At 37.7% G+C, this 13,076-nt stretch carries 9 protein-coding genes; all 9 read left to right on the forward strand.

From position 1 onward, the window contains the following. Positions 1-178 precede the first annotated feature (178 nt). The 9 genes from HZB59_02470 (at position 179) to HZB59_02510 (ending at position 13,050) form a co-directional block, all read left to right on the forward strand. Complete coding sequence (locus HZB59_02470; GenBank protein MBI5020275.1) at positions 179-3,673, forward strand: hypothetical protein; 3,495 nt, start codon at positions 179-181, stop codon at positions 3,671-3,673. Between the two features lie 381 nt (positions 3,674-4,054). Next, on the forward strand, positions 4,055-4,648 hold the full coding sequence (locus HZB59_02475; protein ID MBI5020276.1) for a methylated-DNA--[protein]-cysteine S-methyltransferase: 594 nt from the start codon (positions 4,055-4,057) through the stop codon (positions 4,646-4,648). 139 nt (positions 4,649-4,787) lie between these two features. Then, positions 4,788-7,013 carry a UvrD-helicase domain-containing protein gene (locus HZB59_02480; protein MBI5020277.1) on the forward strand — a complete coding sequence of 742 codons (2,226 nt, stop codon included), beginning with the start codon at positions 4,788-4,790 and terminating at the stop codon, positions 7,011-7,013. A gap of 20 nt (positions 7,014-7,033) precedes the next feature. Continuing rightward, positions 7,034-7,882 (forward strand): YihY/virulence factor BrkB family protein, encoded by an 849-nt coding sequence (locus HZB59_02485; protein MBI5020278.1) that lies wholly within the window; start codon positions 7,034-7,036, stop codon positions 7,880-7,882. 648 nt (positions 7,883-8,530) lie between these two features. Next, on the forward strand, positions 8,531-9,121 hold the full coding sequence (locus HZB59_02490) for a hypothetical protein (GenBank protein ID MBI5020279.1): 591 nt from the start codon (positions 8,531-8,533) through the stop codon (positions 9,119-9,121). 29 nt (positions 9,122-9,150) lie between these two features. Beyond that, positions 9,151-9,723 carry a hypothetical protein gene (locus HZB59_02495; protein ID MBI5020280.1) on the forward strand — a complete coding sequence of 191 codons (573 nt, stop codon included), beginning with the start codon at positions 9,151-9,153 and terminating at the stop codon, positions 9,721-9,723. Between the two features lie 9 nt (positions 9,724-9,732). Next, positions 9,733-10,743: a hypothetical protein gene (locus HZB59_02500; GenBank protein ID MBI5020281.1), complete on the forward strand. Its 1,011-nt coding sequence runs from the start codon at positions 9,733-9,735 to the stop codon at positions 10,741-10,743. A gap of 195 nt (positions 10,744-10,938) precedes the next feature. Next, a complete protein-coding gene (gene tadA, locus HZB59_02505; protein ID MBI5020282.1) occupies positions 10,939-12,741 on the forward strand; it encodes a Flp pilus assembly complex ATPase component TadA in 1,803 nt (600 codons plus the stop codon). 81 nt (positions 12,742-12,822) lie between these two features. Next, on the forward strand, positions 12,823-13,050 hold the full coding sequence (locus HZB59_02510; protein MBI5020283.1) for a DUF2007 domain-containing protein: 228 nt from the start codon (positions 12,823-12,825) through the stop codon (positions 13,048-13,050). Positions 13,051-13,076 lie beyond the last annotated feature (26 nt).

A 13,076-nucleotide genomic window follows, 5' to 3' on the forward strand; every position in this document is an offset into this window, starting at 1 on the left:
TTATTGGTGATCAAGATAAATTTTGTGTCAAAAGATAAGAAAGAGAGAACTTAAAATCAATTATCGCTTTGGATATAATTAACAATTTCCTTACTTTTTAACCATAGTGATAATGAAAGGAGAATGATGAACGACGGTTACGAATTATTTTAATGATCAATTAACTACAATCAACATTTTGTTATATAACCGTTGTAAAATATTCTTTCTCATCATCAGCATCCTGCTGGGTTATTTCTGTGCTACTGCTCAATTGGGCAGCTATGGCGTATCGAATGAATTAAAATTCCGCCTCTCTAAATTCAAAGATACTACAATTGTTCTTACCCATCCCTTTATTATTCCAACATCATTAACGGTCCGCGCCGATTCGATCGACCTCAAAGATTCAATCGATTACATTTATGATCAATCGTTGAATACGATTACAATAAAAAAGGTTTTTAAGGATGATATTAATCGGGATAACAACAATCGCGCAATCGCAATAAAATATCGGCAAGCACCTTTTCTGATTAAGAAAAATTATAAACACCGGATTCCGCAATCGTTGAGCGATAGTATGAAAACGATTTCGGAACGAATAAGCAAACCAAGAACATCTTTTTCAGTCGATGATTTATTCGGTTCAAATCTTCAGGCATCAGGGAGTATTGTCAGGGGATTTACGTTGGGGACGAATCGTGATTTGTCTTTGAACTCCGGCTTCCGTATGCAGATGTCGGGTAAGCTGGCAGATGATGTGGAAGTCATAGGATCGTTGACAGATGAAAACTCTCCACTTCAACCGGAAGGAACAACACAAACACTCCAGGAAATTGATAAGGTGCTGATTGAAATACGAAGTGAAAATATGTCTGCCACACTTGGCGATATAAATATAAATGTTGCAGGTAATGAGTTTGGTAACTTAAATCGGAAGTTATCGGGAGCGAAAGGATCAATTAATTATAGCGTCGGTAAGGTCGGGGGAGATTTTCATATTGCCGGTGCAGTAACCCGCGGTAAATTTACAACGAATGAATTTCAGGGATTTGATGGTGTGCAAGGACCGTACCGGCTAACTGGTGAACGCAATAACCGTAACATTATAGTGATTGCCGGAAGCGAGCGTGTGTATCTAAACGGAGAGAAAATGTTACGTGGTGAGAACGCGGATTATACTATTGATTACGCGACTGCCGAAATAACATTCACCATCAAACGATTGATAATGCGCGGCAGCAGAATTATCACCGATTATGAATACACGGATAGACAATATAACCGTAGTTTATATGGCGGTAAAACAGGCATTCGTCTCATGGACGATAAATTGAAAATGAATTTCATGTTTTTCCAGGAAAACGATAACGAGAATGCGCCGATAGATATCTCTCTTAGTGAGTCCGATAAATCAATCCTTCGTGACGCAGGAAATGATCCGCAGAAAGCTTATCGTTCAGGTATTGAAGAAGTAGGGATTGGCAAAGGTCAGTATATGGCTATCGATACTGTTGTAAAAACAGTCGCGAATACCGACTCGATTCTTAGAATTTATCGATTCAATCCTGTTGATACAGTTCATTCGATTTACAATTTATCGTTTGCTTATACGGGAACTGGAAGTTATAAAAAAATAAGCATAGGCAGGTATGAGTTCGCCGGTATAGGGCGCGGCAATTATGAACCGATCAAATATTTACCTGTACCTGAGAGCCGTTCGTTATTTGATTTTGATATAAATCTGAAACCGGTCAAAGATTTTGAAATAACCGGTGAATATGGAGTGAGCAATTATTCAGCAAACAAGTTCGCACCAGAAGCCAAGGTTATTGACAATGCGCTTTCTTTGAAAGCAATCTATTCTCGCGAAAATCTGAATGTCGCAGGAATTAATTTTGGATCGCTCGATTTCGGGATCAAAGAACGATTCGTGGGAAAATCTTTTTCTCCCTTGGATAGAGTTAATGAAGTAGAATATAACCGGAATTGGAATATATCCGATCATCTAAAAGAAGATGAAAATCTCATCGAAGGCAATCTCACATACAAACCGAAACAATTCTTGACGTTTGGAACAAATGCCGGAAAAGTCACACGGGGAGATGGATTCAATACGTTGAGATATAGCATCAGCGGTGAGATAAGCGATGAATTATTTCCATTCGTCCGGTATAGAATGGAAAATATAAAAACTCAGAATAATTTATTCGATTCGAAAAGCAAATGGAGTAAACAATATCTCGATAGCAGATACAAATATGGAATTATCGAACCTCGAATTCAGCTTTCGTATGAAGATCTTAAAACGCGACGTATTTCAAACGATTCATTGATCTCGGGAAGTTATTTATGGACCGATATTGGCGGAGGAGTTGGGATAAAACCATCAGATAAACTGTTGCTGGAAAGTAATGTGAAAATGCAACGAGATGATTCACTCAATCACGGGAAAATAACCCACGTGTCAGATCGGTTTATTCAGGAATATAATGCGCGCTGGGTGCCCGATGAAACATTCTCCACGAACGTGGAAGTTGCAGCTCAACAGAGAAAATTCACAGATGATTATATTCGACGAGGGAATGTTGATAATTCTAATATCCTTTTTCGATGGCAAACCAACACGAGTTTTATAAATCGCGCTTTTGAAACTGAATTATATTACGAAGCAACAAGGGGGATGACAGCAAAATTGGAGCGATTATTTCAACATGTGCCAAAAGGAACCGGATCATACATCTATCTGGGTGACTTGAATAATAATTTAATAATTGATCAGGAAGATTTTCAATTAAGCCGGTTTGACGGAGAGTATGTTGCGGTGGTTGTACCCGGAGACCAGTTAATTCCGGTTGCTGAAGTGAAAGCGGCGAGCCGTTTTAGATTAGAACCTGAACGGTTGTTTAAATCTAATTCAATGTTACAAGAAGTTATATCTGCTGTCTCCACAGAAACATATCTTAGGGTTGAAGAAAAAAGCAGCAAAAGCAATGTGGAAGATATTTATTATTTGAAATTGAATCGCTTTCAAGATGAATCAACAACTCTCGCAGGCAGTAATCTTGTTGTTCAAGATATTCACCTGTTAAAAGATAATCAGATCTTTTCATCGACATATCGTTACACGCAGAGCAAATCGATGACTCAGTATGCATCATTCGGAGAAAAGAGATATCGGAGAGAACATTTCGGTAGAATTCGCTGGCAATTGATCGAGGAGATAAGTAATCAAACAGAATTATCGCAAAAATCTGATATACGAAGCGGTTATAATGGCGGCTTACGCTCATGGTCGATCAGTTCGAATTCTTTTTTAACAGATTGGTCATATCGTCCATGGCAAGAACTTGAAGTGGGATTCAAATTTGGATTTGGAGAAGCGATAAATTGCGATACTATTGCCGCAGATATGAATGATCAATCTTTGAGGTGCCAATACACCATCTCTGCCGATGGGCAGTTAAGAATAGAGTTCACACGTGAGGAAGTTACTGTTAATAAGACAATCATAGAACCGCTGTTTGAATTAACTGAAGGAAAGTTACGTGGACAAAGTTGGTTATGGAGATTTCTGTTTGAATACCGCCTTGTAAAGAATCTTCAGATGGAAATAAATTATTTTGGAAGAAGTGAAGGAAGGAACGCGGCGATGCACAACGTAAAAGCGGTACTTAGAGCATTCTTTTAAAGATGTTCTGCTAATAAACAGGTAAGATGTAACAAAAAATATTTTTTAAAATATTTAGTTAATCGTTTCACGGGGTTTCACGTAAAAATAATCTTCTGACAATTTCTAATCTGAATATTCACCACTCACAAATAGTAAAAATATTTTTTAAAAGTTCATTTTTTACTTGCTTTTCTATCTCAATCTTTTTATAATAAATCCACATTAATTTTGCTCACAGGGTTTGCTCGCACAACTCACCCAACAATAGAAATAAAAAATTTATCATGGTTTATTTTAACATCCGATTAATAATTTCCAAAATTAATTCTAAGAAAAATATTAATTATGGGAATGATGAAAATGAGGGTTTAGATGTTTGAATATGCTGCAGTAGCTGAAATGCCGCGGACTGCATTGCAGACGCGTAACCGAATAGTTTCCGAAAATCAACGAGGTAATTTTAATCCGAAAAATTCCGTGTTACAGGAAGAAATATACTGCACATCGTTCGACTCACGAATAGGGAGGATTTATGTTGCGTCGACTGAGGATGGAGTTTGCAAAATAAGTTTACCGAAGGAAAATAGGAAAGATTTTTACAGTTGGTTGAAAGTTCATTTTGATCTTGATTTGGTGATTGATAACCGATCGCGCAATCGTGATGTAATAGACCAGTTGACGCGTTATTTCAACGGCCGATTGGCGAAATTCACATGTCCGGTCGATCTTATTGGGACTCCGTTTCAGGTGCGTGTTTGGAAAGAATTATCCAAAATACCATACGGTTCCACGATAACATATAAACATCTCGCGAAACGTGTTCATGCGCCGAAAGCATTTCAAGCAGTGGGGCGTGCTAATGGGGCCAATCCGCTTCCAATAATAATTCCGTGTCATCGCGTCATCGGTTCTGACGGTTCTCTAGTGGGATATGCTTATGGTGTTAAAACGAAAGAATTTTTCCTGCGACTCGAAGGGGCAATCATAATATGAATTAACGTGTAATAATTTATAATTAATTTCACATCAAGTTATTCACTTCTTTAATTCACATCTTATAAAAAAATATTTTCAAAGTTTGGAGGTAAGAAAATATTTACCTACTTTTTTACAACCTCATAATCGACGTTTAATGAAATATCTTCAAAATGTAAATCAACAGCAGCGCGAAGCTATAGAAACTATAAACGGTCCAATTATCGTCGTGGCCGGACCGGGTAGTGGCAAGACACGCGTTCTTACACACAGGATGGTGTACCTCATGTCAAATGGTATTCCATCGTATAATATTCTTGCGCTCACGTTCACAAATAAAGCCGCTAATGAGATGAAAGAAAGAATCACCGGATTGATCGGGCAAAGCGCGAACTATTTATGGATGGGAACATTTCATTCAGTCTTTGCCAGAATTCTCAGAATGGAATGCGATAAAATAGGATTTCAAAAAAATTATTCCATCTATGATGAAAACGATAGTCTCAAATTGATTAAGCGGATCATGACCGATCTGCACATTCCGGTTCAGCAATATTCACCTCAAGGAATTCGGTACAGGATCAGTCAGGCGAAGAATTCCGTCATCACACCCGATGAGTTCGCACGAAATGTATATGATTTGACAGGTGAACAAACTGCAAAAATATTCAAAGAGTATGCTAGTCGTTTAAAAGAGAATAATTCAATGGATTTTGATGATTTACTGATAAAACCGATTGAGTTGTTTCAAAGGCATAAAGAAATTCTAACCGCGTATCAAAGCAGATTTCGATATCTGCTCGTAGATGAGTATCAGGATACGAATCATGCTCAATATCTAATGCTGAAATTGCTTGCTGAGAGGCAAAAAAATATATGTGTAGTTGGAGATGATGCTCAAAGCATATATGCCTTCAGAGGAGCAGATATTAAGAATATTCTAGAGTTCCAAAAAGATTACCCCGATTGTAAATTCATCCGGCTCGAGCAAAATTACAGGTCAACCAAAACCATTCTCGCCGCAGCAGATTCTGTTATAAAATTCAATCAAAGCCAGATTACAAAAAATCTTTGGACAGAAAATGAAGAAGGTGATCGTATAACTCTTCTTCAATGCGGAGACGATCGTGAGGAAGGCCAGGAGATCGTTACAAGAATTTTTGTCGGTGTGAATAATCAAGAGATTCATTATCACGATGTTGCCATCATGTATCGGACGAATGCGCAATCGCGTTCAATCGAGGATGCTTTGCGGAAAAACGGTATACCGTATGTCATCATCGGAGGGATTGAATTTTATCAAAGAAAAGAGATAAAAGATGTTATTGCTTACTTCCGGCTTTTAGTGAATCCACAAGACAATGAAAGTTTTCTTCGAATAGTTAATTTCCCCAACCGTGGACTCGGTGATGTTGCATTGGGTCACCTTAAAACATATGCAATGTCGACGAATACAACTTTCCTTTCTGCAGCAGGTGAGTCGGGTAAAATCGCGCAATTATCAAAGAGGGCACAATCTGGATTTTTAGCTTTTAACTATCTGATAAGTAAATATCGAAAACTTATATCCGAATTATCAATTTCTGAGTTGACAAGAGCACTAGTGGACGAGACAGGAATTCTGAAACATCTCAAAGAGGAAGAGACGCCTGAGTCTTTAGCAAGGATGGAAAATATTCACGAACTTCTTTCGGCTATCTCAGAATATGCGGATGAACATAAAGACGCGACGGTCGAAGGATTTTTGCAAGAAGTATCGCTCGTCGCCGACATAGATCAATGGGACAGCAAAGCAAATGCGGTTACGTTGTTGACATTGCACAGCGCCAAGGGATTGGAATTTCCGGTAGTATTCATTACCGGCTTAGAGGAAGGATTGTTACCTTATTATAATTCATCTTTAGAAAGTATTGAACTCGAAGAAGAACGAAGGTTATTTTACGTCGGTATAACGCGCGCGATGAAAAAATTGTTTTTAAGTCACTGCATGACGCGGTATAGGTTTACCGAATTATCAATGCAATCTCCGTCGCGTTTTATTACCGAACTTCCCGATAATCTTATAGAGAAACCATCCTTAAGGAGAACTCATTTCTCCAATGGAATAAAAAGGTATGGTTCAACACGCAAAGGTAAAGTCGATAAAAAGATCGGCGCAAAAAAAGAAGATTCTTATTTCACAGATGTGCAACCTGATTACGAAGAACACTCGGATGAAATAAAAAATATCCGATCCGGTGTCCTTGTTCATCATGAAACTTTCGGAAAGGGAAAAATTATGCATGTTGTGGGGAAAGGTGAGGTATGTAAAGTAGTTGTTCATTTCGATGCGGTGGGATCAAAAACTCTCATGTTGAAATATGCGAGGTTAAGATTAGTATGATTGGAATATTACAAAAGGTAATGAAATTCATTCTTTATTACACAAAAGGAATTTATCGTAAGGTGAACGAAGAAAATATATTTTTCCTTTCAGCAGGAATTGCATTTAATGGCATTCTCTGTTTACTTCCGGTATTATTACTTTTTACATCAGTGATAGGAATGTTTCTTCACTCTTCAAGCATTTCCCTTCAAAAAATAGATCAGATATTGGATACGGCTTTTCCGCCACAACCATACGCACAGCAAATTCAACAATCGCTGAAGGGAATAGTGAGAGACATTATCCGCTACCGTTCCACTTTTGGATTTTATGGCATCGGTATTTTGCTGTATGCATCTGCTTCTATGTTCAGTTCAATAAGGCATGTGTTGAACACAATATACCAATTGAAATCTTCAAAGTTGGTTATAGTCACCATTCTTGAAAACATTCTTCTGGTTATCGTTCTTGGAGCATTATTCGTTATTGCAAATATTTTCTCATGGGTTCTTCTTCCCGTCGCTACACTTCTAAAAGAAATACCGGATCTTGGAATTATTGATTTGGGGAGCTTAATGAAGTCCGTTACATTTGCCGCTTCATATATTCCGGCATTTATCATGTTCTATGTGATAAATCGATTTATTCCTGAGAGGGGAATAACAAACAAAGTAGCGCTTGTTTCTTCAATCACAACCACATCGCTTTGGTGGATCGCAGGAAAAGGTTTTAGCTGGTATTTAGCTGCATTTCATTCATACAGCAAATTATACGGAACCTATGCTTTTATTCTGGTATTTCTTCTCTGGGTTTATTATTCTTCTATAGTATTTGTGGTGGGCATAATGGTAGGACAGCTATATCGCGAGAGAATAACAGCTAAGTAGTATTCTACCGTTCCAATTTCCTCATTTATCTTCGGAATGATTTTGATGAATATTTATCAAAATGCAGAATAATTTCAAATCTCGAACCTTTTAAAACACTTTCCTCTTTTTGCATCTTGACTATGATTGAAAGAGAAATTAAATTTAACTAACACTCCATTATTATAATCAACACAATTTAAGATAACTTATCCGCATTGAGTTTTAATTAATTTGTGTGGAATGAATTAAAATAATGAATTAACCGTAATAACCTCCGAAGTGGGCGATGAGATTAATCATCGCCCGTTTTATTATCGGTAGGTAGGTTAGTTGGCAGATATCAGAACCAATTGAATATTAGAAACTATGCAGATGGGGAATATTCTTGGGTGGCTTGAATTACTCATTTATCTAATGATTTTTCGAGATATTTTTCATTCTCATGACAGAAATCAAATCAGATATCAGTAAATATTTTTAGTATAAATCTATATTTGCGAATGGAAATGAATTTAGATATCAAAAAGGTTTAATTCTCTAAATTAAAGAATCTTGTTGACATTAGTTGTATTAGCGCTTAGATGTGCATCCACATATCAGGCGAAAAATTCTAAAATCAAAATGTTGGAGGATTATTCTTAAGAAAATATTATTTCTCTGGTAATCATGAATCTTGGACAAATATTATTGATAGTTTTAGCGTTGGCACTTTTAGCTACTCTGCAACTCACGATTCATTCATCAATATTACGAGAATCGTTAGTAACAATGGATAACGAAGCGAAAATTGATGCGATATCAATTGCGCAAGCGATGATTGATGAAATAAATTCAAAATCTTTTGACAGTAGTACTGCAAATAAAGTTGTGCACTTTACCAATGAATTAACACCTCAAAATAGATTTGGACCCGAAGGCACCGAATCAACTGTTCCTGCATTAGATCAGGAACCATTTAAATCTCAAACAGTATTCAATGATGTGGATGATTATCATCGATACACCCGTCTTGATCATTCTTCCACTCTTGGCGCGTTTAGAGTAAGGGACAGTATCATTTATGTGACTGCCACGAATCAAGATTTATATTCAGCATCGCCCACCTGGTATAAAAAAATATTTGTTATCGTGAAACATCCTAATCTAATCGATTCTATTGTTGTAAGTTCATCCTCTCGGACTGCACCTAAACGGGTCTCTTACGTGGGAGATTCCATAATGGTTAAATCTTTATCGGTCTACCGTGAATATTTCTGATTATAGTAAGGTTTGATTGAATGTCAATAATGCTCGACATATTTGGATCACTTCTCATAGCAGGAATTATGTTCCTGACTATTTTTAGTCTGATGGGAAATATTAATCAGACGAGCATCGAGAAAACCTTGAATGTAAATGTTCAGGGAAATATCATCATTCTTGCAAGTGTTATCGAGTCGGATCTTCTCAAGATTGGTTATCATTCAAAGAATGATGCAATCCAATATGCTGATAGCTCGGGTATTAGATTTAAGTCGGATATTCTTAATGATAGTAATGTAATCTCGGTGCAGTATTCGTTAGGCAACCATGTGATGAATACAAAAAACCCTAGTGATAGATATATAATAAGATCGGTTGGTGGACAAGCAACTATTAATGCGAGTGTTGGATTGATATATATACGTTACACTTATTTCGATTCTTTAGGAAGAGAGCTAACGCCTCCATTAACAACTACTATACGCCTAGATTCGATAAAAGCAATCAGGGTGAAGATGCGATTAGAGAGCGCCGAACCGGTTTCATCACCGTTTTCCATCATTCCGACATATCAAAGCGTATTTTGGGAAAAAACAATTTATCCACGAAATTTATAAATTATTATTATGGGCAGTAATTCATTTTTAGGTGTTCTCACGTTATTGATATTTTTTGGACTAATTAATTCCTCTCTAAATGAGCGAAATAGGAGAGCATCAGATGATACATATGGCTATATAAAAATTACGACTGCTCGTGAGATCGGAAGAAGTTCAATCAATATCGCTTTGAAAAAATTATCGGACAGCAGTAGCATCACATCGGTCTCGGGAACATTAGATGGAGGTTCTTACATCGTTTCATTGACGCGTGCAGATAGTATCATGAATATAACTTCCACATCACGATTTAATGATTCAACCTACAGAATAATTTCAAAATTATTAGTTTATCCCAAACCTTTTCCAAAAGATTCAGCGGCAGTTTCCTTGCATGTAAATTCGATCGGCATGAAGATGAATGGAACACCGCTTATCGATGGGCTAAATTATGATATCAACGGAGAAAATCCTAGTGAAACCGGATCTGTTGCAGGTATTGCCGTGTTGTCGAAAACCGATAGCACCAATCTTGCGAAGTTCGGGGGGTATATAAATGGTTCACAAGACATTGTAGTAAATCCTGGGCTTCCCGATCCCGATGCATTTGTTGCTGAGTATATGGCAAGCGCGCATTATGTATTAACTCCCGGCGGATCGCCATACAGTGGAAATACATCGTATGGTAGCCCAACAGAACCAAAAATTGTTTTCATTGATGGAAGAGATTCTACACATCCTGTTAAAATATCAGGGGGAATACAGGGTTGGGGAATTTTAGTCGTAAGAGGTTTTTTTCAGTTAACCGGAACTATGGATTGGCATGGATTAGTTGTTGTATCAAGTAGCTCGGTTTTCGATTTTTCTTTGGCAAAGGGAACTCCCAGAATTATCGGATCACTCCTAATGGGCGGACCCGCAGGAAGCACATTAGAAATGCGGGGAACTTCTAAAATACTTTACAGTAGCGAGGCATTAAGACAATCACAATGGATAGGTAAACTTTTAGCGTATCACATCCTCGATTGGTACGAATGACATTAGTAAAAATCTTTCTCTCGGGAGATTTGTGTATTCACAAAATCTCTTTTTACTTCATTTAAAAAATCATTATATTCAGACTAATTATCGAATGAAACGGTTCAAGATTAGTATAAAAAAATCAGCAACCTATCAAGTATGTCGGAATCAAAAGAATCAAATTATATTTCCCATCCAGATGAATCAAATAAAATGCCAGCAATCGAGAATCAGGATGCAAAAAAACAACCTTTCGTAGCCGATGGTATCACCGGATTCATAGAATCATTAATTCGGAATAATATAGTTTCCCGAAAAACTGTCAATGATGCTGTTGCTTGGAAAAAAATAAACAATGGGAATGATAAAAGATTACTTTTTCAAATTCTTATTGATGAATTTCACGCTGATAGAGAAACTGTATATGCGGAGTTCGCACGTTATTATTCATTCAAAACTATAGAACTTAGCGATAAAGATTTAGAACGTGATCGTCTGATTTTCATTAATAAACTTCTAGATGGAATCCCACGAAAAATTCGGGAGTCGGCGATTCTAAATAAAATTCTTCCGTATCAACAAGCGGAAGGGGATGCTTCAAAGCTTCAAATCATCACGCCCGACCCGTCTAATCCTGAAATCGCCACGATAGCACGAGCTTTCCCATATCCTAAATATGAAATATGTTATGTGGCTCTGAACAATTACGATGCGTTATCACGTGAACTGCTTGCCGACACTCAAAGTCGGCCTGCTTCGACCTCCATGGAATATTTGGATGAAGAGCAAGAAGTACAGATTGATGAACTCGATGAGGAAATCAGGAAAGGGCATCTTAATGAGATCGTTGATAACATATTTTCTGATGCAGTTCGTTTAAACGCAAGTGATATTCATATAATTCCGAAAGGTGCAAGAAAAACTGAAATTCATTTCAGAGTTGATGGACATCTCTCGTTATGGCAGACGCTTGATGATTTAAGAGCCGACGCTGTTGCGGCTGTAATAAAAGATATTGCGAAGGGAACAGATCGGTTTGAGAAAAACACTGCCCAAGACGGTTTTGTTCAATTGACTATTGATAATAAAATCATCCGATTTCGCGTTTCTATCATTCCACTCATCGGAAAAGAACTTAAAGTAAAATTAGAATCTATTGTTCTGCGGGTGCTTCGAGATCCTGAGGCAAGCATAACGGTAGAAAACATCGGCTTTCAACCAGCTGCTTTGGAGCGGTTTAAAAAAGCTATAGATAAACCTTACGGAATCGTCATTCTCACCGGTCCAACAGGAAGTGGTAAGAGTACTACATTGCTTGCAGCATTGCGAGCAGTAATGAATCCCGCTTTCAATATAATTACAGTCGAGGATCCTGTTGAATATTTCATTGACGGAGCTCGGCAAGTGAAGTTAAATCCCAAATTGAATTTTGACGAAGCGCTCCGTGCCATTCTTAGACACGATCCCGACATCGTGATGGTTGGTGAAATCCGCGATAAACAAACGGCTGATCTCGCAGTCAAGCTTGCGAATACGGGACATTTGACATTCTCGACGCTTCATACTAACGACGCTCCAAGTGTCATAGCACGACTTTATAAAATGGGAATTGAACCATTTCTGTTGGCATACTCGATCAATATAATCGTAGCTCAACGGCTTCTCAGGAAGCTATGTCCACGTTGTAAAGCGGTAGACACAGAAATACCCCACATTACATTAGAAAGACTCGGTTTCACCGAGGAAGAAATCCCAAATACCAAAGTATACCGTCCTGTTGGTTGCTTATATTGCCTGAAAGGTTATAAAGGGAGAACTGCAATCCACGAAGTTCTTTACTTCACTAAAGAGATTCGCCAACTAATTTTAGAGTCCGGTTCTTCCATTAATGAAGAAGCATTACGCCAGCTTGCAATCAAACAAGGGATGCAGACGCTCAGACAATCGGGCATTGAACTATTAAGGCAAGGTATTACCACAATGGAAGAAGTAGCGACGACAACCATGGATGATTGAGTAAGAATCTTTTGCTTCTTTCTAAAAGTTTCAGTACGTTCTACAACAAACTGAATGGATTAATTTTAGAATGAGGATTTTATGGAAGGTTATGTTGTTGCTGAAACATTTTTAAATGAGATAGATGCTGAGCTTGCCCAGGCGACCTTATCTGCCGCGGGTATTGAATCGTTTTTAAAATATGAAGACACCGGACATATGATGCCCGTGTTACAGCAAGCGGAAGGAGTGAAATTATTTGTCTTACCGGAAAATCTTGAAGAAGCCAAAGCGATTCTGACAACCGCGTCTCAAGATGCAGAAGGTTGACGAACACAACTCATCTTTGAATCAAT

The sequence above is a fragment of the Ignavibacteriales bacterium genome (genome assembly GCA_016214905.1).
GTDB lineage: Bacteria > Bacteroidota > Ignavibacteria > UBA10030 > SZUA-254 > PNNN01.

Bases quoted from the DNA above. Each gene is read 5' to 3' on its own strand.
- HZB59_02475 (MBI5020276.1), top strand. From the start codon at position 4,055: ATGCCGCGGACTGCATTGCAGACGCGTAACCGAATAGTTTCCGAAAAT.
- HZB59_02480 (MBI5020277.1), top strand. From the start codon at position 4,788: ATGAAATATCTTCAAAATGTAAATCAACAGCAGCGCGAAGCTATAGAA.
- HZB59_02485 (MBI5020278.1), top strand. From the start codon at position 7,034: ATGAAATTCATTCTTTATTACACAAAAGGAATTTATCGTAAGGTGAAC.
- HZB59_02490 (MBI5020279.1), top strand. From the start codon at position 8,531: ATGAATCTTGGACAAATATTATTGATAGTTTTAGCGTTGGCACTTTTA.
- HZB59_02495 (MBI5020280.1), top strand. From the start codon at position 9,151: ATGCTCGACATATTTGGATCACTTCTCATAGCAGGAATTATGTTCCTG.
- HZB59_02500 (MBI5020281.1), top strand. From the start codon at position 9,733: ATGGGCAGTAATTCATTTTTAGGTGTTCTCACGTTATTGATATTTTTT.
- tadA (MBI5020282.1), top strand. From the start codon at position 10,939: ATGCCAGCAATCGAGAATCAGGATGCAAAAAAACAACCTTTCGTAGCC.
- HZB59_02510 (MBI5020283.1), top strand. From the start codon at position 12,823: ATGGAAGGTTATGTTGTTGCTGAAACATTTTTAAATGAGATAGATGCT.